We start from the raw sequence: 22499 nt of genomic DNA on the forward strand, positions 1-22499 counted from the left end.
GGCACGCCCCGGTCGGCGGGATGCGGGCCGGTGACGGCGAGCAGCACGTCGCTTCGAGCGTGCCGGAGCGCGTTCTCCACCAGGTTGGTGAGGACCCGACGCAGCTCCTCCGGGTCGCCCTCGGTCCACACCGGGCCGTCGGGAAGCCGCAGGCGTACCGGTGGCGACGGGTAGCGGTCGGCGACCGCGCGCAGCAGCTCGCCCAGCTCCACCGGCCCGACGGCCCGGCGCGACGAGCCCTGGGCCGGTTCCTCGTCCAGCCGGGCCAGCAGCAGCAGGTCGTCCACGAGCCGGCCGAGCCGCTCGCTGTCGGCGAGCAGGTCGTCGGCCACCGCCGGCCAGTCGGTCCGGTCCCCCAGCCGCCGGGCCACCTCCAGCTCGGTACGGATGTTGGTCAGCGGGCTGCGCAGCTCGTGCGCGGCGTCGGCGACGAACGCCCGTTGCCGGTCCCGGGCCGACTCCAGCCGGGCCAGCATGTCGTTGAGGGTGACGGCGAGCCGATGGATCTCGTCCTGCGCGGCCGGTACGGGCAGCCGCCCCGACCCGGCCCGCCCGGTGATCTCCGCCGCGCCGCTGCGCAGCGCCTCCACCGGACGCAGCGTCGCGCCGATCACCCGCCAGGCGACCACCGCCAGCCCGGCGACCAGCAGCGGGAACCCGACCAGCAGCAGGGTTCGGACGACGCGCAGGCTGTGCCGGACGTCCGCCATCGACTTGCCGACCAGCACGGTGAGCGGTTCCGCCGGGGAGCCGGCCGGCACGGTGACCACCCGCACCGGGCCCGGCAGGCCGAGCCGCTGCCCGTCCACCACCAGCCGCTGCCGGGTCCCCTGCCGGAGCTGGTCGGGGCCGAGCATCGGGACGAGCCGGTCGGCGTCGATCGAGGCGGCGCGTACCCGGCCCTGGGCGTCGACCACCTGGACCCGGAGTTGGCCGCCGGCCACCGGCAGCGGGTCGGGCAGGGCGTCCTCGGCGGCGAGCAGCACGACCGCGTCCGCCGTCCGCTGGGCCTCGGTGTCGACGGCGCGCTGGAGCGTCCAGCCGAGGGCGCCGAGCAGCACGACTCCGCCGAGCGCCAGCCCGACGGCCAGCCCGAGCACCCCGATCACCATCAGCCGGGCCCGCAGGCCGAGGGTCGGCAGCAGCCGGCGTGGCCGGCTCATGTGGCGAGCCGGTAGCCGGCGCCGCGAACCGTCTCCAGGCGCTCGCGGCCGATCTTGCGGCGCAGGTAGCCGACGTAGACCTCGACGGCGTTGGGTGCGGTGTCCACGCCGGCGTCCCAGACGTGGTCCAGCAGCTCGGTCTTGGAGACCACCTCGCCGGGGCGGCGCATCAGGTAGTCGAGCAGGGCGTACTCGCGGGTGGTGAGGGTGACCTCGGCGTCGGCCCGGGTCACCCGCCGCCGGGCCGGATCCAGCCGCAGGTCACCCACGGCGAGCACGGCGGGACGTTCCGGCGCGCCGCGGCGCAGCAGCGCCCGCAACCGGGCCAGCAGCACCACGTACGAGAAGGGCTTGGTGAGGTAGTCGTCGGCGCCGCAGTCCAGCCCGTCGGCCTGGTCGTACTCGCCGTCCTTGGCCGAGAGCATCAGCACCGGCAGCCAGTGCTCCTCAGCCCGGAGCCGCCGCACCACCTCGTACCCGGAGAGGCCGGGCAGCATCACGTCGAGGATCATCGCGTCGTAGCCGCCGTGCCGGGCGGCGTCCAGGCCGGACGGGCCGGTGAACTCGACGTCCACCGCGAAGCCCTCGGCCTGCAGGCCCCGTTGCAGCGCGGCCGCCAGCCGCGACTCGTCCTCCACCACCAGCAACCGCACGGGGTCAAGGGTGCCACCCGGGGGAAACCCCCTGGTTGGTCGTCTCAGCACCCTCACAGCGATCACCAGGCAGCATGTCGGTCAGGAGGTGTCCACCATGTCCGTACTGAAGAACCGAGCCGTGCTGCGCTGGCTGGTCCCGGTGACCGCGGGGGTCGCCGTGATCGGTGGCGGCGCCGCCGTCGGCACGTTCGCCGCCGACGCCGAACCGGCCCTGCCACCCCGTACCGCCGCGCAACTGCTGGTCGACCTGCAGACGTCCCGCCTCGACGGGCTCTCCGGGACCGTGGTGCAGCGCGCCGACCTCGGCCTGCCGCAGATCGCCAACCTGGCCGGGATGGCCGGCGGGGACGAGCTGACCACCATGCTGACCGGCACCCACACGCTGCGGGTCTGGTACTCCGGCCAGGACCGCCAGCGGGTCGCCCTGCTCGACACGCTCGGCGAGCGGGACGTGCTGCGCAACGGCCGGGACCTGTGGGTCTGGGACAGCCGCACCAACACCGCGAAGCACCGGACGCTGCCGGAGTCCGGCGCGGCGGAGCACGCCGTACCGGCCACGCCGGCCGAGGCCGCCGAACAGGCACTGGCGGCCGTCGACCCGACCACCGCGGTCACCGTCGGCCGCTCCGCCCGGGTCGCCGGGCGGGACGCGTACGAGCTGGTGCTCACCCCGCGCGACGCGGACTCCCTGGTCCACCAGGTGCGGATCGCCCTGGACGCGAAGGAGCACGTGCCGCTGCGGTTCGAGGTGCTCGCCGACGGCGGGGACCGGCCGGCCTTCGAGCTGGCCTTCACCCAGGTCGACTTCCGCCGCCCCGACGCGGACCAGTTCCGGTTCAACCCGCCGCCGGGAGTGACGGTCACCGAGGAGCCGGCCGACAAGCTGCCGGCCGGGAAGCACCGCCCGGGCGGGCCCGCCGACAAGCTGCCGGCCGGCACCGATCTCCGTACGGTCGGCACGGGCTGGACCACGGTGCTGGTCGCGCGAGTCGACGCCGCCGGGCTCCCGGGCGGCGCCAAGGGCGGCGACGGTCCGGCTCCCGCGGGCGCCGAGGCCGCGGCCGGGCTGCTGGAGGCGCTGCCGAAGGTCAGCGGTGACTGGGGCAGTGGCCGGCTGTTCAGCGGCCGGCTGTTCAGCGTGCTGATCACCGACGACGGTCGGGTGCTGGCCGGTCTGGTCACGCCGGAGCGGCTCTATCAGGCGGCCCGGGGCTGATCCTCGGCACGGCCCTCATCGGGGGTCCGGACGGCGCGAGCCGGCCGGACCCCCGACGCATGTCCGGGGTCGCGCGGTGCGGCGGTGTGACGTGGTCGCGGGCGGCGCGGAAGGCTTTGGTCCGGCGGCTCGCCACGCGGTATCTTTCTCAGTTCAAACACAAAAAGGAATGGCATTCGCAGCCATTCCTGCGGTGATTTTAACCAATGAGGAGACGGCTTGTCAACGCACTCCGACGGTTCCGGTGAGCTGCTGCACCAGCACGACGAGATCGGTCGCGAGCAGGAGTACGTCTCGATGCTCTACGACCGGCTGGACGGCATGCGGGAGCAGGCCGCCCAGCGGCTCACCGAGGAGCTGCGGACCACCGGCGGCACGTTGCAGGCCCGCTCCCAGCGCGACTCCGCCGTTCGGATGTACGCCGACCAGGTCGAGCAGTTCTCCGCGGTGGAGAACGGCCTCTGCTTCGGCCGCCTCGACGGCGACGACGGGTCGCGCCACTACATCGGCCGGATCGGGATCTTCGACACCAGCGGTGACTACGACCCGCTGCTGATGGACTGGCGGGCGCCCGCCGCCCGGGCGTTCTACCTCGCCACCGCCGCCAACCCGCAGGGCGTACGCCGGCGGCGGCACCTGCGCACGCGGCAGCGGAAGGTGACCGGGCTCAACGACGAGGTGCTGGACCTCACCACCGCCTCCCCCACCGCGCACGAGGAGCTGACCGGCGAGGCGTCGCTGCTCGCCGCGCTCAACGCCGGCCGGACCGGCCGGATGCGGGACATCGTCGAGACCATCCAGGCCGAGCAGGACACGATCATCCGCGCGGACCTGCCCGGGGTGATGGTGGTCCAGGGCGGGCCGGGCACCGGCAAGACGGCCGTGGCGCTGCACCGGGCGGCGTACCTGCTCTACACCCACCGCCGGGAGCTCTCCACCCGCGGCGTGCTGCTGGTGGGCCCGAACGCGACGTTCCTGCGCTACATCTCCCAAGTGCTGCCGGCGTTGGCGGAGACCGGCGTGCTGCTGCGCACTCAGGGCGACCTGTTTCCCGGCGTGAGTGCCCGGCGCAGCGAGCCGGCGGAGACGGCGGCGCTCAAGGGCCGCACGGTGATGACGGAGGTGCTGGCGGCCGCGGTGCGGGACCGGCAGTGGCTGCCGGACGGGCCGCTGGAGATCGAGGTCGAGCGGGAGACGGTGCTGCTGGACCCGGCGGTGGTCCGGGAGGCCCGGGAGCGGGTCCGCCGCACCGGCCGGCCGCACAACCTGGCCCGCGCGCTCTTCGACATCGAGATCATCCACGCCCTCGCCGATCACGTCGCCGAGCGGATCGGCGCGGACCCGCTGGGCGGGGAGAACCTGCTCTCCGAGGCCGACCGCGCCGAGATCCGCCGCGAGCTGCGCGAGGAGCCGGGGGTGCGCGCCGCGCTCGACGAGCTCTGGCCGGTGCTCACTCCGCAGCGGCTGCTCGCCGATCTGTACGCCTCGCCCGAGCGGATCGCCACCGCCGCGCCGATGCTGACCGACGCCGAGCGGGCGTCGCTGCACCGGCAGCCGGGCGGTGGCTGGACGCCGGCCGACGTGCCGTTGCTGGACGAGGCCGCCGAGCTGCTCGGCGAGGACGAGCGGGCCGCCGCCGCGCGCCGCGAACGGCTCCGCGCCCTGGAGCGGGAGTACGCCGAGGGCGTGCTCGAGATCTGGCGGGGTTCCCGCTCCATCGACGTCGAGGACGAGGCCGACGGCGGTGAGATCCTCGGCGTCACCGACCTGATCGATGCCGACCGGCTGTCGGAGCGGCAGGAGGAGGACGAGCGGCTCACCACGGCGCAGCGGGCCGCCGCCGACCGGAGCTGGGCGTTCGGCCACGTCATCGTCGACGAGGCGCAGGAGCTGTCGCCGATGGCCTGGCGGCTGCTGATGCGCCGCTGCCCGAGCCGGTCGATGACCATCGTCGGGGACGTGGCGCAGACCGGGGCGCTGGCCGGTACGCCCTCCTGGCAGGAGGCGCTGGAGCCGTACGTGGCGGGGCGGTGGCGGCTGGAGGAGCTGACCGTCAGCTACCGCACCCCGGCCGAGATCATGGCGGTCGCCGCCGACGTGCTCGCCGAGATCGACGCCGACCTGCGCCCACCTCGCTCGGTACGGGAGAGCGGCGTGCCGCCGTGGGACCGTACGGTCGGCGCCGATCGGCTCGCCACCGAGCTGGTGGCGGCGACCACCCGGGAGGCGGCGGTGCTGGACGACGGCCGGCTGGGCGTGATCGTCCCGGCCGGACAGGTGGACGAGCTGGGCGCCGCGGTCACCGCCGCTCTGCCCGAGGCCGCCGTGGGCGAGCAGCCGGAGCTGGAGAACCGGGTGGTGGTGCTGACCGTGTCGCAGGCCAAGGGGCTGGAGTTCGACACGGTGCTGGTGGTGGACCCGGACCGGATCGTCGCCGAGTCGCCGCGCGGACACAGCGACCTCTACGTCGCGCTGACCCGCGCCACCCAGCGCCTAGGCATCCTGCGCACCGGCTGACCGCGCCGGACACGGGACGTGGTGGCCTCCCGCACGGGAGGCCACCACGTCGTCGTCGTGCCAGCGGCGGAGACTCAGCCCGGGTTGGCACCCTCGTCGGTGAAGTTGCCGACCTGGCTGCCCGTCGAGGACGCGTCGCTGGTCGAGCCGCCGGCCGGCGTGCTCATCCCACCCGTGGTGGCGTCCCCGGTGGTGGTCGGGGCGACCACGCCCGGGTGCCGCTCGGGCTGCCGGGCCAGCCGGCGGGCACTGGCCGGGCCGGCGGTGCCGCCGGTCGTGGTGACCGCGCCCTGGCCCCGGGTCGGGCCCCCGTCCCGCAGCACTTCCGGGTCGATCCGGACGTGCGCCGGGTCGTCGGGATCCTCCTCCTGGATCACCCGCTCCACGTCGGTCTGCGGCACGGTGACCTCGTCGAGCGCGCCCTCGCCGTACACGCCGCCGGCCACCCGCTTCTCGGCCTGCCGGGCGGCGTCCTGCCGCATGTCGTCCTCACGCACGTCAACCACCTCGCAGCTGTCTCGGATCTTTCTGCGTGCCCGGCGACCGCCCGACCAAACCCGCCACCCGTCGAGCAGGTGCGGTTTGTCCCGTTCCACGGCCCGGATCCGGTTCGGCCAGCGCTCGCGTCCGGGCGGAGGGATCTGCTCCTATCCGGCCGTCGATCGGTGTTACCTCTCGGGGACCTCGGGAAGACCGTGGGTGCCCCCGCCACGAACCGAAACCGTGCCGTGGCCGAAACGCGGTAGCGGGGCGAGGGAGTACTCATCGCATCCGAGGAGGAAAGATGAGCACGCAGGCTGCATCCACCAGGCCCATGAACCGGCCGACGCAGGAAGCGCCGAACCGGGCGGCGATGCAGGAGGCACCCACCCGTCCGATGCCCATGGCGTACGACGGGCAGCGGCAGGCGATGGCCGCACCGGGCACCGAGACCAAGCCGTCGTTCGCGACCACCGAATTCTGGGTGTACATCGCGTCCGTCGCGGCGGTGCTGGTGGCGTCCTACCTGGTCGGCAAGAACGCGGCCGGGGTGGACATCTTCCGCGCCCCGCGGGCCTGGTTCTTCATCACCATCCTGACCGTCGGTTACCTGGGTAGCCGGGGCCTGGCCAAGGCCGGCAGCGGCTTCCGCAGCGGCGAGGAGCGCCGGGCACGCCACTGAGTGAGCACCACCTGAGAGCGAGGGTGGCCCCCGGATGTCCCGGAGGCCACCCTCGTTGCGTCGTGCCTACTCGAAGTCGCCGCCGAAGTCGCCGAAGTCGCCCTCGAAGGCGTCCCCGATGAGGTCGCCGGCGACCAGGCCGCCGGCGACGCCGAGCGCGGTGCCCGCCACCACACCGCCCATCCCGTGCCCCCGTCCGTGCGGCGCGCCGAAGCCGTGGGCGCGCAGGCTGCCGTACCGCGAGGTGGTCTCCCGCAGCCAGCCGTCGACCACCCGGACCCAGTCGGTCCGGTCGGCGTCGGCGTGCGAGACGGCGTACCGGCCGAAGACGTCGTGCCCGGCGGTGAGGAAACCGCCGCGCTTGTCGCACTCCAGGATCACGTCGACGCCCCGCTGGCTGGTCACGAAGGTCAGCTCGACCTCGTTGATCATCCGGGCGTACTGGGGCGCGGCGAAGAACTCGATCTCCTGGTAGAACGGCAGCGTCTGCTGCACACCCCGGATGTGCCCGCGCTCCAGGTCGGCGTGCTTGAAGCGGAAGCCGAGGGCCTGGAACGCGTCGAGGATGCGCTCGTGGATGGGCAGCGGGTGCACCGCCACGTGGTCGAGGTCGCTCTTGTCGACCGCCCGGGCCACCGCCAGCTCGGTCCGCAGCCCCATCGTCATGCCGTGCAGGCGCTGCCCGTACACGTCGGTGACCGGGGTCTCCCACGGCACCGGGAGCTGGAACGGGATGGCGAGCTGCTGCTTCGGCGCCAGCTCCAGCGGTCCGCTGACCGCCATCCGGTGGAACTCCATGATGCCGGCGTACTCGGAGTCGCCGCCCTCGATCTCCACCCGCGTCACCAAGCCGAGGGTGATCTGCTCGATGCTGGCCGGCGCGTCGCCGCCGAGCAGGTGGACGTGCCCGTCGAGGCTGAGTCCGGGCCGGGTGTTGGGGTTGGTCAGCACGGTGTCGACGCTGGGCCCACCCACGCCCAACGCGCTCAGCATCTTCTTGAAGACCATGGGAAAACCGCCTCCACCTTCGGCTCGCTCCACCATGGAGCGCGCACGGCCACGCAGGGCACCCTAACCAGGGCCGCTGTGAAGTGGCTGAAAGCCGTGCTCAGTCGGGTTCGACGACGATCAGCTCACCGACCTGCTCGCCGATCTGGCGGCGGCCGTCCGGCGGCAGCTTCGCGTCGGTGATCAGCACGTCCGCGTCCTCCAGCGGGGCGATCGTGGCGATCCCGATGGTCTCCCACTTGGTGTGGTCGGCGAGCACCACCAGCCGCCGGGCGGCGCTGATCAGCCGGCGGTTGACCGCCGCCTCCAACAGGTTGGGGGTGGTGAAGCCGGTCCGCGGACTCATCCCGTGCACGCCGAGGAAGAGCAGGTCGACGTTGAGCGCGGCGATGGCCGCCTCCGCCACCGGCCCGGTCAACGCGTCGGACGGGGTACGGATGCCGCCGGTCAGCACGACGGTCTGGTCCGCGCGCGGGTTCTGGTAGAGCGCGTCGGCGACCGGGATCGAGTTGGTGACCACGGTCAGCCCCCGGACGTCGGCCAGCATGGCGGCGAGCGCGGCGGTGGTGGTGCCCGCGGAGAGGGCGATCGCCATGCCCGGCTCGACCAGCTCGGCCGCCCGTTCGGCGATGGCCCGCTTCTCGGCCTGCTGGCGGATCGACTTCGCCGCGAACCCGGGTTCCTCGGCCGAACCGGGGCCGGCGAGGGTCGCGCCGCCGTGGACCTTGTCGACCAGTCCGCGTTCGGCGAGCACCTCCAGGTCCCGACGGATCGTCATGTCGGACACGCCGAAGCGGCTCACCAGTTGGCTGACGCGGACCCCGCCGCGCTGGCGGATCAGCTCCAGGATGGCGCTCTGCCGTTGCTGGGCGAGCATCAAACCTGCTTCCTACTATTGCTCGTTGCTGAGCGGTTCGGATGTTTCGCTCTCCGCTCGGCGATGGCCGGGCTGGAGTCCTGGACCGGCAGTCTCGTCCGGTGGCGATCGGTCCTGTCCTGCAGGATCTGCCTTACCGCTCGGTGGGGGGTGTGCAGGGCGATGTCGGGGTCGCCTGCTCGCTGCAGGATGTTGATCGCGGCGTTCACGTCGGCCTGCCACACCACCCCGCACGAGGTGCAGTGAAGCCGGTCCCCGTTGCGTCGGCCGAGCCGGCCGCAGCGGTGACAGGTTTGTGAGGTGTAGGCGGCGTTGACGTGCACGAGCGCGGAACCTCTGCGCTCCGACACGTTCGCCAGCGCCTCCGCGGTGACCCCTTTGGTCCACGCGGCGAGGCGCCGGTTGACGTTCTTGCCGAGCCTCTTGCGCCCGGCGAAGCTTCTGGTGAGGTCTTCGGCGATCACGGTGGCGGCCTTGTCGACGACCCGGTGCACGCCGGTGAAGATCTCCGTCCGCACGGTGGCGCGGTGGCGGGCGGCCTGCCGGTCCCGCTTGACCGTGCCGAGGTTGTGGGCCCTGATCCGGTGCGCTTTCGCGTGGTCACCCCGCATCGCGGCGTTGTTCGCTATCGAGCGCAGCTTCGCCCGACGGTGGTTGCGTTCCGTCAGCCGGTCCGATTCGGCGGTCAGCAGCTGGCCGAGGCGGGTGCCGTGGTGGCCCCCGTCGGAGTCGGTGAGGGCTTCGGTATAGCCCTTGTCCACGCCGATGGTCCGGTCGCCGCACGGCCGCTGCGACGATCGCATCTGCGACGCGTCGATCTGGTAGTGCACCTCGACCCGGCCACCGCGCAGGATCAGCCGCAGCGTGCCCGTCGGCGCGACGGTCGTGGGCAGCGGGATCCTGACCATCCGTCGGCGCTCCAGACCAGGAACCGCCAGCCACAACCGGCCGCTCCCGTCAACAACGCTGTTGTGCTGGTCGGCGCGCACCACGATCTGATCGTGCGTCCGGTTTCTGCCACGCTTCCAGTGCTTGCGCATCTGCCGAGCCAGGAAAGGGTCCCCGGCCCACCGATCGGCCTTCAACACGCCCAGCATCCGTGTGCGCTCGGCCGGATCGCTGGTGCGACGGCCGACTGCCCGACTCACCTCAACCTTCGCCGACGCCAGGTTCGCGGCGATATCCCCCATGGCGTCGCGGACGGTTTCCTTCCATGCATTCGCCAGCACACCGAACTGCATGTGCGTGCCGTCGGCCAACCACCGGTCCCGCACCTGCCGGTCCTTCAGCCCGGACCCGACGCCGCCAATCGACCCGTAACGCTGCCACACCTCACTACGAACCCGACCCAACCGCCGCGCCTGCTCCACCAACCCGGCATACTTACCCACATTCAGACCCGTCGAATAAGCGATCCGCGTGACCCTCACCGGTCACCCTCCACAGTCAGATTCACCCGGTCGAGTTCCTTCTTGCCGACCACGATTTCACGGCGCTCTGACAACTCGCGGACCACCGCCACCTCGCCCGCCGGCACCACCAGTTCGCCGTCGCAGCGGCCGCCGCCGAGCAGTTCGACCCCGGTGACCGCGAGCCGGGCGTCGGTGTCGGTGTGGTTGATGGCGAAGAGCCAGCTCCGCTCGCCGGCGCGGCGCCGGACCACCTCGACCCCGGTCGGGGCGTCGACCGGCGGCCGGGCCCCGGAGTCGGCGAGCAGCCTGGCGACCAGCCGGTCGGTGGCCGGGTGGTCGAGCCGGGTGCCGACGTACCAGGCGGCGCCGGTGCGGACCGCGTGCCGGGTCAGCGCGGGCACGCCGGGCAGCGGCCCGTCGGCGTACGACGCGAGCACCTGCGCCCCGGCCGGGTGCAGCCACTCGGTCCACACGTCGGCGGTGGAGCCGTCGTCGAGGGTGACCCGCTCCCCCTCCCGGAGTGGAAAGAACTCCTCGGTACGGATGCCGAGCAGCTCCCGGAACGCGCCGGGGTAACCACCCAGCCGGATGTGGTCGTTCTCGTCGACGATGCCGCTGAAGTACGTGACCAGCGCCGTCCCGCCCCCCTCTACGTACGCCCGCAGCGCGTCGGCGTGGGCGTCGCGGACCAGGTAGAGGGTGGGCACCAGGACGAGCTTGTACCCGGACAGGTCGGCCGACGGGTGCACCACGTCAGCGGTGACCCCGGCCCGCCAGAGCGCGCCGTGCAGGGCGGTGAGCTGGTCGGCGTAGGTGACGTCGACGCTGGGGTGGGAGTCGAGTTCGGCGCCCCACCACGCTTCGTAGTCGACGAGGATCGCGACGTCGGCGTCGACCCGGCTGCCGCGTACCTCGGCGATGGCCTTCAGGTCGGCGCCGAGCCGGCAGACCTCGCGGAACACCTTGGTCTCCGGGCCGGCGTGCGGGACCAGCGCGGAGTGGAACTTCTCCGCGCCGGCCCGGGAGGCCCGCCACTGGAAGAAGAGCACCCCGTCGGCGCCGCGCGCCACGTGGGCCAGGCTGTTGCGGCGCATCTGGCCGGGGGTCTTGGCGACGTTGCGCGGCTGCCAGTTGACCGCGCTGGTGGAGTGCTCCATCAGCAGCCACGGGTCGCCACCGGCGACGCCGCGGGTGTGGTCGGCGGCGAGCGCCAGCCCGACGTGCGCCTCCGGGTCGGCGGCGGTCAGGTAGTGGTCGTTGGCGACCAGGTCCACGTCGGACGCCCAGGAGTGGTAGTCCAGGTACTTGATGCCGGTGCCGATCATGAAGTTGGTGGTGACCGGCTGGGGGGCCAACCGCTTCAGCAGCTCCCGCTCGGCGCGCAACTGGGCCCGCTGCTCGTCCGAGGAGAAGCGCAGGAAGTCCAGCTGCTGGGTGGGGTTGGCGAAGGTCGGCGCGGTGCGCGGCGGGTTGATCTCGTCCCAGTCGTGGTAGCGCTGGCTCCAGAACGCGGTGCCCCAGGCGTCGTTGAGCGTGTCCAGGTCGCCGTAGCGCTCACCCAGCCAGCGGCGGAACGCCGCGGCGCTGACGTCGCAGTAGCAGTGCACGTTGTGGCAGCCCAGCTCGTTGGAGACGTGCCACATCACCACGGCCGGGTGCTCGGCGTAGCGGCGGGCGACCGCCTCCACCAGGGCCAGCGACCGCTCCCGGAAGACCGGAGAGCTGGGGCAGTACGCCTGCCGGCCGCCGGGCCAGAGGACCGCGCCGTCGGCGCGCCGGGGCAGCGTCTCCGGGTACCGGTGGGCCAGCCACGGCGGTGGGCTGGCGGTGGCGGTGGCCAGGTCGACGTTGATCTGCCCCTCGTGCAGGACGTCGAGGGCGCGATCCAGCCAGCCGAAGTCGAACGTCCCGGGCGCGGGCTCCAGCAGTGCCCAGGAGAAGATCCCGACCGAGACCAGGTTGACCCCGGCCCGGCGCATCAGCGCGACGTCCTCGACCCAGGTCGACTCGGGCCACTGCTCCGGGTTGTAGTCGGCCCCGTACCAGATGCCCGCACCCTGCCAGCTCCGCATGACAGGTGAGCGTGCACCCGAAGACCACTCAAGTCAACACTTTCCAACATCGACAGAAATTCCAACGTTTACCTTGTCTCAGCCTTGTCACGACTGGGTTATCGAAGCCTGCCTACCCTCTTGACAGCGCCGCACTGAGGGGTAACTTGACGAGCCACCGGCTGTTTTTGTTCGGACATGTGGAATCACGGTGGGTCGTTAGCGGCCCGCGCGAACACCGATCACCGCCATCACTCACGGCGCTTGGGCGCAGCACCTCTTCCCGCAGGAGGCACAATGTCCCGTCCCCGATCGCAAGCCGAGTACCTCGCCCGGCTCGTACCCCCGTCCGTGGCCGGCCTGAACCGGCGCTCGCTGCTCGCCGGCGCAGCCGGCACCGGCGCGCTGCTGGGCACGGGACTGCTCGCCGGCTGCGGCGGCTCCGACTCCGGTTCTGGTTCGGACTCGAAGACGGTCTCGCTCGGCTCGAACCAGTCGGACCCGAAGCCCAAGGACGTCATCGCGAAGGTGATGGACGGCTTCAAGACGTCGTCCGGCGTGCAGGTCAACATCAACACGGTCGACCACAACACGTTCCAGGAGAACATCAACAACTACCTGCAGGGCAAGCCGGACGACGTCTTCATGTGGTTCGCCGGCTACCGGATGCGCTTCTTCGCTGCCAAGGGCCTGGCCGGAGACGTCAGCGACGTCTGGGGCAAGCTCTCCGGCTACTCCGACGCGTTCAAGAAGGCGTCGACCGGGGACGACGGCAAGCAGTACTTCGTACCGGCCTCGTACTACCCGTGGGCGGTCTTCTACCGCAAGTCGGTCTGGCAGCAGCACGGCTACCAGGTGCCGAAGACGCTGGACGACCTGAACACCCTCGGCGCCCAGATGAAGAAGGACGGCCTCAACCCGATCGCCTTCGCCGACAAGGACGGCTGGCCGGCGATGGGCACCTTCGACATCCTCAACCTGCGAATCAACGGCTACCAGTTCCACATCGACCTGATGGCCGGCAAGGAGGCGTGGACCTCCGACAAGGTGAAGAAGGTCTTCGACACCTGGGCCGGCCTGCTCCCGCTGCACCAGCCGGACGCCCTCGGCCGCACCTGGCAGGAGGCCGCCCAGTCGCTGCAGCAGAAGAAGAGCGGCATGTACCTGCTCGGCCTCTTCGTCGCCCAGCAGTTCAACAACGACGAGCAGGACGACCTGGACTTCTTCACCTTCCCGGAGATCGATTCCACCATCGGGGCGAAGGCCCTGGACGCGCCGATCGACGGCTACATGATGGCCCGCAAGCCGAAGTCCGAGGCGAACGCGAAGAAGCTGCTGGAGTACGTCGGCTCGAAGGACGCGGCGAACATCGTCGTGAAGAGCGACCCGAGCACCCTGGTCGCCAACAACGGCGCCGACACCAGCGGCTACACCGCCCTGCAGAAGAAGGCCGCCGAACTGGTCGGCTCCGCCACCGAGATCGCCCAGTTCCTCGACCGGGACACCCGGCCGGACTTCGCCTCGACCGTGATCATCCCGGCGCTGCAGCAGTTCATCAAGAACCCGAAGGACATCGGCGGGCTGCTGACCAGCGTCGAGAACCAGAAGAAGTCGATCTTCACCAGCTGACGGCGAGAGGGGAAGGACCTGTGTCCGACCTGCCCCTGATCCAAGCGGATCGCGCCGTGCCGCCGCCGGCCACGACCACCTCCAGGGGTGGTCGTGGCCGCCGGCTACGGCTTCTGTCCCGTACCGACCGCGTGGTGATCACGCTGATGGTGCTGGTACCCCTGCTGCTCGTGGTCGGCCTGGTCTGGCTGCCGGCCCTGGCCACCGTGGCGCTCTCCGGGACCAACTGGGACGGCATCGGGCCGCTCAGCGAGATCGACTGGGTGGGCGCCCGCAACTACGACGACGTGGTCAACAACTACCCGCCGTTCATGCCCGCGGTGCAGAACAACCTGCTCTGGCTCGCGGCGCTCTTCGTGGTCGCCACGCCGTTCGGGATGTTCCTCGCCGTCCTGCTCGACAAGGAACTGCGGGGCAGCCGGTTCTACCAGACGGCGCTCTACCTGCCGGTGGTGCTCTCCCTGGCGCTGATCGGTTTCGTCTGGCAGCTCATCTACTCCCGCGACCAGGGCCTGCTCAACGCCGTGCTGGGTGGCGACACCGACTGGTACGGCGATCCGCACGTCAACATCTGGGCGGTGCTGTTCGCCGCCGGGTGGCGGCACGTCGGCTACATCATGCTGCTCTACCTGGCCGGACTGAAGGGCGTCGACCCGTCGCTGCGGGAGGCGGCCGCGGTGGACGGCTCCTCGGAGGCCAGCACCTTCTTCCGGGTGGTCTTCCCGGTGATGCGGCCGATCAACATCATCGTGCTGGTGGTGACGGTGATCGAGTCGCTGCGCGCGTTCGACCTGGTCTGGGTGATCAACAAGGGTCGCAACGGGCTGGAGCTGCTCTCCGCGCTGGTCACCGCGAACGTGGTGGGCGAGGCCAGCCGGATCGGCTTCGGCTCCGCGCTGGCGACCATCATGCTGGTCGTGTCCCTGGTCTTCATCACCCTCTACCTGTTCACCGTGATGCGGGAGGACCGGCGATGAGCACCGCGATCCTGACTCGGAAGCCGGCGGCCACTACGCCCGCTCCCAACCGCCGGCCGCTGCGACCGGCCCGGGTGGTCCTGCACCTCTTCCTGGCCGCGGTGGCGATCGGCTGGCTCTTCCCGATCCTCTGGGCGGTGCTGACCTCGCTGCGGTCCTACGAGTACACCGCCAGCCACGGGTACGTCTCGCTCGGCGGCTGGACCCTGGACAACTACGTCACCGCCTGGAAGACGGCGGAGTTCGGCAAGCACTTCCTCAACTCGGTCTACATCACCGTGCCGGCGGTGCTGCTGACGCTCTTCCTCGCCTCCTGCGTGGCGTTCGTGATCGCCCGGTTCAGCTGGAAGCTCAACATCGTCCTGCTCGGACTCTTCACCGCGGCGAACCTGCTGCCGCAGCAGGCCCTGCTGATCCCGCTCTTCCGGCTCTTCACCCAGGTGCCGTTGCCGGAGTGGATGAGCGACTCCGAGCTGCTCTACGACAGCTACTGGGGACTGATCCTGGTCAACGTCGCCTTCCAGTGCGGCTTCTGCGTCTTCGTGCTGAGCAACTACATGAAGGCGCTGCCGCACGAGCTGTACGAGGCGGCGATGGTCGACGGGGCGAGCGTCTGGCGGCAGTACTGGCAGGTGACCATGCCGCTGTGCCGGCCGGCCCTGGCGGCGCTGGCCACCCTCGAGGTGACCTGGATCTACAACGAGTTCTTCTGGGCCACCGTGCTGATGCGCACCGGCGACAAGTTCCCGGTGACCAGCTCGCTGAACAACCTGCGCGGCGAGTTCTTCACCGACAACAACCTGGTCTCGGCCGGTTCGGTGCTGGTCGCGATCCCGACCCTGGTGATCTTCTTCCTGCTCCAGAAGCAGTTCGTCCGGGGCCTGACCCTGGGAGCCAGCAAGGGATGACGATCGTCCACCTGCGCCGCGGCCGGACCAGCCTGGTGCTCGACGGCCGCGGTCCGGGCCTGCCCCGGATCGTGCACTGGGGCGCCGACCTGGGCCCGCTCGACCGCGCCGAGCTGGCCGCCGTGGTCGACGCGACCATTCCGCCGGTGGTGCCGAGCAGCTTCGACGCGCCGACCGTACTGTCGCTACTGCCCGAGGCGAGCGCCGGCTGGAGCGGCCGGCCCGGGCTGGCCGGTCACCGCGACGGGCGGGACTGGTCCACGGCCTTCCGCCTCGACGGGCTCGACGTGTCCGACGGCGGCCCCGACCCGGGCCGCGTGGCCGCGCGCGGCGAGGCGGTGGGCGTACCCGAGGAGGACGGTGACCACGACGGCGCCGGCGCGGCGCGGCTGACCGTGCGGGCGTCGGACCCCGGCGCAGCGCTGTCGCTCACCGTCGAGCTCACCCTCGACCCGACCGGGTTGCTGATGCTGCGGCACCGGCTGCGCAACGACGGCGACCGGGCCTACGAGGTACGGGAGCTGACGCCGGTGCTGCCGGTGCCGGCGGTCGCCACCGAGCTGCTGGACCTCACCGGCCGCTGGTGCCGGGAACGGTCCCCGCAGCGGCACCCGTGGCCGATGGGCGCCTGGGTGCGCGAGGGCCGGCACGGGCGGACCGGGCACGACGCCACGCTGCTGCTGATCGCCGGCACGGCCGGCTTCGGCTTCGGCCACGGCGAGGTCTGGGCGGTGCACACCGCATGGAGCGGCGACCACGTCACCGTGGCCGAACGCCGCCCCACCGGCGAGGCCACCCTGGGTGGCGGTGAGCTGCTCACTCCGGGCGAGATCGTGCTCGGCCGCGGCGAGGAGTACGGCACTCCCCTGCTCTACGCGCTCTGGTCCGACGCCGGGCTGGACGGGCTCAGCGACGTGCTGCACACCCACCTGCGGGCCCGACCGAAACACCCGCGTACGCCCCGGCCGGTCACCCTCAACGTCTGGGAGGCGGTCTACTTCGACCACGACCTGGACCGGCTCAAGGGCCTCGCCGACCGAGCGGCCGAGGTGGGCGTGGAACGGTTCGTGCTCGACGACGGCTGGTTCCGGGGACGGCGGCACGACCGGGCCGGGCTCGGCGACTGGTGGGTCGACGACGACGTCTGGCCGGACGGGCTGCAACCGCTGATCGACCACGTCCGCGGGCACGGGATGCAGTTCGGGCTCTGGGTCGAGCCGGAGATGGTCAACCCCGACTCCGACCTGTACCGGGCGCACCCGGACTGGGTGCTTCAGACACCCGGCCGGCTGCCGCCCGAGTGGCGGCACCAGCAGGTGCTCGACCTCGCCCACCCGGAGGCGTACGCGCACCTGCTCGAACGGCTGGACGCGGTGCTCAGCGAGCACGAAGGCATCGCGTACCTGAAGTGGGACCACAATCGCGACCTCACGGAGGCCGGCCACCGGGGCCGGCCCGGGGTGCACGCCCAGACCGTGGCGGTCTACCGGCTGCTCGACGAGCTGCGCCGCCGACACCCCGAGGTGGAGATCGAGAGCTGCTCCTCCGGCGGCGCCCGGGTCGACCTGGAGATCCTGCACCGCACCGACCGGGTCTGGGCCAGCGACTGCAACGACGCCCTGGAACGGCTCGCCATCCAGCGCTGGACCGGGCTGCTGCTCCCACCCGAGCTGATCGGCACCCACATCGGACCGGAGCGCTCGCACACCACCCACCGGGTGCACGACCTCGGCTTCCGGGCCACGACCGCGCTCTTCGGCCACCACGGCATCGAGTGGGACATCGGCGCGATCACCGCGTCCGAACGCGCCGAACTCGCCGCCTGGGTCACGCTGCACAAGCGGCTGCGCCCGCTGCTGCACTCCGGCCGGGTCGTCCGGGTCGACCACCCGGACCCGGCCGTGCAGGCGCACGGCGTGGTCGCCCACGACCGCTCCCACGCGGTGTACGCGATCTCCCGGCTGACCACCTCGGTGGCGCAGGTGCCGGGGATGGTCCGGCTACCCGGCCTGGATCCGCAGCGGCGATACGTCGTGCGGCCGGCGGCCGGGGTGCCGGAGCCGGCGGTGCTGCAGATGACCGAGCCGGGCTGGCTGGTCAAGGGCGAGGCGACGTTGAGCGGGGCGGTGCTCGGCTCGGTCGGCGTGCAGATGCCGGCCCTGCATCCCGAGCAGGCGCTGGTGCTGGAGGTGACCCCCGCGTCCTAGCAGGCAGGGAGCCTGCGCGACTCGCGAGCGGTCGCGCACTACCGGGCGGCGGTCGGCGGCACGACCAGCCTGCCCGGGCAGCACCATCTGCGGATGCGGGCCGCCCGGCTGGCCGGCGGAGGCTAGGAGGTTTTTGTCTCAAGCCGTTCTTTCAGGTTCCGGTAGCTTGCGGGCGCCCCCTTCGCTGCCATCCCCCGAACCATCGGCACGAGGGCCGCGCCGAGCCCGTGTCCTTCAAAGTCGAGTGCGAACGTCACCCGCGACCGGGCGCCGTCGTCGAGAGGTTCGACATTGATGGTCACGTTGGGCCTGATCGGTCCGTCGACACCGTGCACGGCCCAGCGCCTGGGGGGACTGCTCTCCGTCACCTCCTGCGTCATGGTGCGCTCGACACCACCGATCCGGCGAGTCGTCGTGAACCTTGAGCCCACGACCGGCGGACCAGCTGCCTCTGCGCGCACCACGTCGTCCTGCCACTCGGCGAACCGGGAGGGGTCGGTGACATACGCGAACACCTCGTCTGGCGGCCGAGCGATCTCGATATTGGACACGATTGCTGCCATGGCTTCTCCTCGGCGCGGGTAGTGATGAGGATGTCTGTTCGCATCGCTATTACACACCTGGCGTCAGGATGTGACGGTGGAGGAGCGCGAACTTGCTGACGCAGCGATCCGAGGCCGAATCTGATTGCTGTACGTCTACGGCGGGATGATCTTTACCCGCGGCCATCGCCTGCTCGGCTCGTGGCGAGCTAGGCGGGCTCGTGACAGCTCGACGGTGACTCGTCGTGGGTTGCGCCGCCATATGCCATTGAGCAGGTCGTCCAGCCCGAACGGTGCGCAGACCTGCAGTGTCGCGGCAGGATCGAGACGCACCGCCACCGAGGTAGCGGTTTCGGGCCAGGTGGCTATGGCAGCGGCTGTGGAGCGAAGCGCATCAACTGGTGCAGTATCGAACACGTGCTCGTACCAGGTATGCACGGCGGCTTGGTTGGTGGCCTCCCACGGGACGGCCGGCTCGCGGTGCCTCAGAAGCTCGGTCGCCGCAACGTCATTGCTGTGGGTGAGATCGGTCGGGTCGAAGAATGCGACGTCGACGTCCCGAACGTCCTGCGGGTCGAAGCCGCCCCCGTACCGCTGTCCCCACACCAGATCTCGAAGAGCTCCCGCTCCGACCCATGCGTCCGGTAGACCAGCATCCCTGACGGCGGTCAGCACGTTGAGAAACCACGCGGATGAAGCGATCAGTTCCGCCAGTTCCGTTGCCTGTGGACCGCCTGGCTCAGTCTTTCGGATCATCGACGTAGTGGCCCCCGTCGGTGCTCCTCGTTCCAGACGTCCAAAGCGGACCTTGGCTGATTCATCGAGTCACTGTGCCGGCCACGGGGTGTCAGGAGCAACAGCGCTGTGGTTTCCGGCTCGCCGATGTGCGGGTACGGACCGCGGTATGGCAGATCGACCGTGACCCGGCGGGGCACCCGTTCTGACTGTTTCTCTAAGCTGCCGACGCCCAAGAACGGCCTCGAGCGCGGCCGGGCGTTCTGGGAATGAACCAGCGGCCTCGACGCTCGGAACGTCGCGCTCCCTCCGCTGAGCTACGAGGGCATGGTGCGGGCGGAGGGATTCGAACCGTTTCCTCTCATGATGCTTTGGTAAGCATCTGATCGGATGTCCCGCCTTGCGGTGGGACGGTCCCGGTCTTGCCCGCTGTGGCGGTGCCGGGTTGACGTTTCACAGCCACCGGCCCGGCTCGGCGGGTCTTACGGTCGGCTCCACGTCCAGCCACCGGGCCACTCCCGGCGGCGCTCGCCTGGGCCGCGAGTGCGGCGAGGTTGCGTGCGGCGTTGACGTCCCGGTCCAGGGTCAGGCCACACGTGGTGCAGGTGTAGGTGCGCTCGGACAGGGCCAGCTTGGCTTTCACCGCGCCGCAGCCCGAGCAGGTCTTCGAGGACGGATACCAGCGGTCGGCCACCACCAGCCGCCCGCCGTTCCATGAGGTTTTGTATCCGAGTTGCCGGCGTAGTTCGGCGAACCCGGCGTCGGCGATGCGCCGAGCCAACCTGCGGTTGCGCAGCATCCCGACCACGTTGAGGTCTTCGACCAGGATGGTGCCGTACTCGCGGGCGAGCCGGGTGGTCAGCTTGTGCAGGCCGTCGCGGCGCAGGTTTGCCACCCGGGCGTGCGCCCGGCCGAGCTGGCCGCGCGCCCGCTCCCACCGCCTCGACGCACGCCGGCCGGTGCGCCGGTCCGGGCCGACCCGGCGAGAGACGCGCCGGGCCAGACGCCGCAACCGACGGGCGGCGGCGTCGAGATGGCGTGGGTTGGGCTCCACCTCACCGGTGGACAGCACGGCCAGATGCTTGACGCCCAGGTCCACGCCGACCACCACGTGCGGCTGCTCGGGAGTGCGTGCGGCGCGGTCGACTTCGACGCAGAACGCCACGAACCACCGGCCACCCTCGCGGCGCACCGTCGCCGACACGATCCGCGCCGTGGCCGCCTCCAGCCGGCGGGCGAGCTTGCGAGCCGACTCGTGCAACTTCAACCGGCCGAGCCGCGGCAACACCACATGCTTACGGTCGGGTTCGACGCGGATGGCGCCGGTGGTGAACCGCACCGACGGGGTGCACCGGCGCCGGGACTTGAACCGGGGGAACCCCACCGGCCGCCCGGCGCGTTTGCCGCTACGGGAGTCGGACCAGTTCTTCAACGCCCGGGCCAGCGGGTCCAGGCCGGTATTGAACGCCTCCTTCGAGCACTCCCGCCACCACGGCGCCACCACAGGCTTCGCCTGATTCCACGCCCTACGCAAAGCCGGCAGCGACCAGCCCTGCGTCGGGGTCAGGTCCGCCTCGTCGATGCCGTAAGAGCGTTCGGCGGCCCGCTGATCCATCACCGCCTTCACCCGGGCCAGCGCCCAGTTGTGCGCCACCCGCGCCGCCCCCGCATGCGCGAGCACCGCCCGCTCCTGCCTCGCGGTCAGGTCCAACGCGAACCGGTACGCCTGCACCACACTCAACCGCTCCCGGTGCGCCACGCCGAGCACGATAACCACCCAGTACGACAATCACCCGCAACCACCAACGCCACAACCCCCACGGCACCCGCACCGCCGACCATCGGATCCCTGTCGCGATGCACCACCGACACCGCAAGCCACTCTTCCAAGGAACGCCTACTCAACCGGCAACAGTTGACACCCCCCGGGTTACAGCCGGCCCCGACTCTCCAACTTCGGCGCACCCGCATGGTGACCCGTGTGCCAGGTCGAGCTACACGGGCATGGCGGAGAGGGTGGGATTCGAACCCACGAGGGGGCGACCCCTGCGCCGCTTCCAACGGCGCTTCCGTAGCCAGCCGGCCTCTCCGTGGCTTCGGCACCTGGGCTCGAACCAGGACGGGCGGCTCAACAGGCCGCTGGGCTGCCCAATCACCCAATGCCGAATGGTCGTGCTTGGCGGAGACGGGGCCAGTCGAACGCCCACGGGGTATTACCCCCAACGGCTTTCAAGACCGCGGCCGGCGCCGATCGGCTGGCGTCTCCGTGGTCGGGATGGCCGGATTTGAACCGACGGCCCCTTGATGCGATGAAGAGGCGGGGCCTCGCCTCCCCGTGACAGTCACCCAGTTGCGATGTTCGCTTGGGCTGTCTACGTCCACCACGACGATGGAGGCCCCTATGGATGAGTATGACGGCAAGCAGATCGTCGGTATCGATCTGCATCGGCGGCGCACGGTGATCGTGCGGATGACGCAGGCCGGGGAGCGCCTCGAGACGGTGCGGATTGACAACGATCCGCTGACGTTGGGGTTGGAGATCGCGAAGGCCGGTGAAGCACCCGAGGTGGTGTTGGAGGCGACCTACGGCTGGTACTGGGCGGTCGACGTGCTCCAGGACGCCGGCGCGGTCGTGCATCTGGCCCACCCGTTGGGTGTGAAAGGGTTCGCCTATCGGCGGGTCAAAAACGATGTGCGCGATGCGGCTGATCTGGCTGACCTGTTGCGTATGGGCCGGTTGCCGGAGGCGTAGATCGCGCCGCCGGCGGTACGGGAGCTGCGGGAAGCGGTGCGTCATCGCAGCAAACTTGTCGCGTTGCGGTCCGGACTCAAAGCGCAGGTCCATGCGGTGCTCGGCAAGCAGGGCGTCACGGTGCCGATGTCGGATCTGTTCGGCAAGGCGGGCGGGAAGCTCCTCGATGATCTGCATCTGGACCCGGCCTACCACGCACGGATCGTGTCGCTGCGCAGGCTGATCGAGGCCCTTGACTTCGAGATCGACGTGGTCGCTCGGCGCACCGCAGCGAAACTCGCCGCCCATCCGGGATACCGTGCGGTGCAGGCCATCGACGGTGTCGGCCCGGTGTTAGCGGCGATCTTCGTTGCCGAGATCGGCGACGTCAGCCGTTTCCACCGCCCGCAGCAGCTGTGCTCCTGGGCTGGGCTGACCCCACGCCACCGAGAGTCCGACACCACCGTGCACCGGGGCCAGATCACCAAACAAGGCAGTCCCCTGCTGCGCTGGGCTGCGATCGAGGCGGTGCAACGGCTCAGCCGCGGCCCGATCGGCGCGACTCGGGTCCGGGTCGCGGCCCGCCGGGGATCCAACATTGGCAAGGTCGCCGCCGGCCGAAAACTTCTCTCGCTGGTGTTCTACGGGCTGCGCGACGGGCACATCCGCGCCCTGCGCACCCGACCGGCGTGAGCCAGATCGGGACAC

General features: G+C 71.0%; 19 protein-coding genes and 4 tRNA genes. 9 read left to right on the forward strand and 14 right to left on the reverse strand.

Annotated elements, in window-relative coordinates; translation table 11 throughout:
- Positions 1-1112, reverse strand: a 1112-nt coding sequence (locus DKL51_RS28380) for a histidine kinase dimerization/phospho-acceptor domain-containing protein (RefSeq protein ID WP_185734945.1), incomplete at its 3' end; no start/stop codon positions are given.
- A 47-nt stretch (positions 1113-1159) separates the two neighbouring features.
- On the reverse strand, positions 1160-1816 hold the full coding sequence (locus DKL51_RS28385) for a response regulator transcription factor (RefSeq protein WP_124812710.1): 657 nt from the start codon (positions 1814-1816) through the stop codon (positions 1160-1162).
- A 97-nt stretch (positions 1817-1913) separates the two neighbouring features.
- Between DKL51_RS28385 and DKL51_RS28390 the strand changes: the two genes are divergently transcribed.
- Complete coding sequence (locus DKL51_RS28390; protein WP_109945802.1) at positions 1914-3035, forward strand: LolA family protein; 1122 nt, start codon at positions 1914-1916, stop codon at positions 3033-3035.
- A 219-nt stretch (positions 3036-3254) separates the two neighbouring features.
- Complete coding sequence (locus DKL51_RS28395; protein ID WP_124812712.1) at positions 3255-5552, forward strand: HelD family protein; 2298 nt, start codon at positions 3255-3257, stop codon at positions 5550-5552.
- Between the two features lie 74 nt (positions 5553-5626).
- Here DKL51_RS28395 and DKL51_RS28400 read toward each other — a convergent pair whose 3' ends face one another.
- Entirely contained in the window at positions 5627-6049 is a 423-nt protein-coding gene (locus DKL51_RS28400) for a hypothetical protein (protein WP_109945800.1), read from the reverse strand.
- Between the two features lie 287 nt (positions 6050-6336).
- Between DKL51_RS28400 and DKL51_RS28410 the strand changes: the two genes are divergently transcribed.
- Complete coding sequence (locus DKL51_RS28410) at positions 6337-6714, forward strand: hypothetical protein (protein WP_165823171.1); 378 nt, start codon at positions 6337-6339, stop codon at positions 6712-6714.
- A 66-nt stretch (positions 6715-6780) separates the two neighbouring features.
- On the opposite strand, the gene DKL51_RS28415 is transcribed toward DKL51_RS28410, so the two are convergent.
- The 4 genes from DKL51_RS28415 to DKL51_RS28430 form a co-directional block, all read right to left on the reverse strand.
- Positions 6781-7722, reverse strand: a complete 942-nt coding sequence (locus tag DKL51_RS28415) for a sporulation protein (RefSeq protein WP_124812714.1) — start codon at positions 7720-7722, stop codon at positions 6781-6783.
- A gap of 100 nt (positions 7723-7822) precedes the next feature.
- On the reverse strand, positions 7823-8599 hold the full coding sequence (locus tag DKL51_RS28420; RefSeq protein ID WP_109945797.1) for a DeoR/GlpR family DNA-binding transcription regulator: 777 nt from the start codon (positions 8597-8599) through the stop codon (positions 7823-7825).
- Complete coding sequence (locus DKL51_RS28425) at positions 8599-10029, reverse strand: RNA-guided endonuclease TnpB family protein (RefSeq protein ID WP_124812716.1); 1431 nt, start codon at positions 10027-10029, stop codon at positions 8599-8601. The genes DKL51_RS28420 and DKL51_RS28425 overlap by 1 nt, the downstream gene beginning before the upstream one ends.
- Complete coding sequence (locus DKL51_RS28430) at positions 10026-12083, reverse strand: beta-galactosidase (RefSeq protein WP_124812718.1); 2058 nt, start codon at positions 12081-12083, stop codon at positions 10026-10028. The genes DKL51_RS28425 and DKL51_RS28430 overlap by 4 nt, the downstream gene beginning before the upstream one ends.
- Before the next feature lie 276 nt (positions 12084-12359).
- On the opposite strand from DKL51_RS28430, the gene DKL51_RS28435 reads away from it, so the two are divergent.
- Genes DKL51_RS28435 through DKL51_RS28450 form a run of 4 tightly spaced genes read left to right on the forward strand, consistent with a single transcriptional unit; the run spans position 12360 to position 17783 of the window.
- Complete coding sequence (locus DKL51_RS28435; protein ID WP_124812720.1) at positions 12360-13691, forward strand: ABC transporter substrate-binding protein; 1332 nt, start codon at positions 12360-12362, stop codon at positions 13689-13691.
- A 20-nt stretch (positions 13692-13711) separates the two neighbouring features.
- Positions 13712-14668 carry a carbohydrate ABC transporter permease gene (locus DKL51_RS28440; RefSeq protein WP_109945794.1) on the forward strand — a complete coding sequence of 319 codons (957 nt, stop codon included), beginning with the start codon at positions 13712-13714 and terminating at the stop codon, positions 14666-14668.
- Complete coding sequence (locus DKL51_RS28445; RefSeq protein WP_109945793.1) at positions 14665-15576, forward strand: carbohydrate ABC transporter permease; 912 nt, start codon at positions 14665-14667, stop codon at positions 15574-15576. The genes DKL51_RS28440 and DKL51_RS28445 overlap by 4 nt, the downstream gene beginning before the upstream one ends.
- Positions 15573-17783: an alpha-galactosidase gene (locus tag DKL51_RS28450; RefSeq protein ID WP_124812722.1), complete on the forward strand. Its 2211-nt coding sequence runs from the start codon at positions 15573-15575 to the stop codon at positions 17781-17783. Before DKL51_RS28445 ends, DKL51_RS28450 begins: the two co-directional genes overlap by 4 nt.
- Positions 17784-17905: 122 nt before the next feature.
- Here DKL51_RS28450 and DKL51_RS28455 read toward each other — a convergent pair whose 3' ends face one another.
- The 7 genes from DKL51_RS28455 to DKL51_RS35290 form a co-directional block, all read right to left on the reverse strand.
- Positions 17906-18346 (reverse strand): SRPBCC family protein, encoded by a 441-nt coding sequence (locus tag DKL51_RS28455; RefSeq protein WP_109945791.1) that lies wholly within the window; start codon positions 18344-18346, stop codon positions 17906-17908.
- Between the two features lie 135 nt (positions 18347-18481).
- Positions 18482-19081 carry a nucleotidyltransferase family protein gene (locus DKL51_RS28460; RefSeq protein WP_124812724.1) on the reverse strand — a complete coding sequence of 200 codons (600 nt, stop codon included), beginning with the start codon at positions 19079-19081 and terminating at the stop codon, positions 18482-18484.
- Positions 19082-19307: 226 nt separating this feature from the next.
- Positions 19308-19382: transfer RNA gene (locus DKL51_RS35280), tRNA-Arg, on the reverse strand.
- Between the two features lie 39 nt (positions 19383-19421).
- A complete protein-coding gene (tnpB, locus tag DKL51_RS28465; protein ID WP_260428695.1) occupies positions 19422-20819 on the reverse strand; it encodes an IS607 family element RNA-guided endonuclease TnpB in 1398 nt (465 codons plus the stop codon).
- A 246-nt stretch (positions 20820-21065) separates the two neighbouring features.
- Positions 21066-21150: transfer RNA gene (locus DKL51_RS35285), tRNA-OTHER, on the reverse strand.
- A 1-nt stretch (position 21151) separates the two neighbouring features.
- Positions 21152-21227: transfer RNA gene (locus tag DKL51_RS28470), tRNA-Asn, on the reverse strand.
- A gap of 10 nt (positions 21228-21237) precedes the next feature.
- Positions 21238-21326 (reverse strand) — tRNA-Ser (locus DKL51_RS35290).
- Positions 21327-21461: 135 nt separating this feature from the next.
- Here DKL51_RS35290 and DKL51_RS35900 point away from each other — a divergent pair.
- Complete coding sequence (locus DKL51_RS35900; RefSeq protein WP_221623255.1) at positions 21462-21812, forward strand: IS110 family transposase; 351 nt, start codon at positions 21462-21464, stop codon at positions 21810-21812.
- Positions 21813-21908: 96 nt separating this feature from the next.
- Positions 21909-22484, forward strand: a complete 576-nt coding sequence (locus DKL51_RS35905) for a transposase (protein WP_221623256.1) — start codon at positions 21909-21911, stop codon at positions 22482-22484.
- Positions 22485-22499 lie beyond the last annotated feature (15 nt).

Source organism: Micromonospora globispora, assembly GCF_003857015.1.
Taxonomy (GTDB): Bacteria; Actinomycetota; Actinomycetes; order Mycobacteriales; family Micromonosporaceae; genus Micromonospora; species Micromonospora globispora.

Bases quoted from the DNA above. Each gene is read 5' to 3' on its own strand.
- DKL51_RS28390 (WP_109945802.1), top strand. From the start codon at position 1,914: ATGTCCGTACTGAAGAACCGAGCCGTGCTGCGCTGGCTGGTCCCGGTG.
- DKL51_RS28410 (WP_165823171.1), top strand. From the start codon at position 6,337: ATGAGCACGCAGGCTGCATCCACCAGGCCCATGAACCGGCCGACGCAG.
- DKL51_RS28415 (WP_124812714.1), bottom strand. From the start codon at position 7,722: ATGGTCTTCAAGAAGATGCTGAGCGCGTTGGGCGTGGGTGGGCCCAGC.
- DKL51_RS28420 (WP_109945797.1), bottom strand. From the start codon at position 8,599: ATGCTCGCCCAGCAACGGCAGAGCGCCATCCTGGAGCTGATCCGCCAG.
- DKL51_RS28430 (WP_124812718.1), bottom strand. From the start codon at position 12,083: ATGCGGAGCTGGCAGGGTGCGGGCATCTGGTACGGGGCCGACTACAAC.
- DKL51_RS28435 (WP_124812720.1), top strand. From the start codon at position 12,360: ATGTCCCGTCCCCGATCGCAAGCCGAGTACCTCGCCCGGCTCGTACCC.
- DKL51_RS28445 (WP_109945793.1), top strand. From the start codon at position 14,665: ATGAGCACCGCGATCCTGACTCGGAAGCCGGCGGCCACTACGCCCGCT.
- DKL51_RS28450 (WP_124812722.1), top strand. From the start codon at position 15,573: ATGACGATCGTCCACCTGCGCCGCGGCCGGACCAGCCTGGTGCTCGAC.
- DKL51_RS28455 (WP_109945791.1), bottom strand. From the start codon at position 18,346: ATGGCAGCAATCGTGTCCAATATCGAGATCGCTCGGCCGCCAGACGAG.
- DKL51_RS28460 (WP_124812724.1), bottom strand. From the start codon at position 19,081: ATGATCCGAAAGACTGAGCCAGGCGGTCCACAGGCAACGGAACTGGCG.
- DKL51_RS35900 (WP_221623255.1), top strand. From the start codon at position 21,462: ATGGATGAGTATGACGGCAAGCAGATCGTCGGTATCGATCTGCATCGG.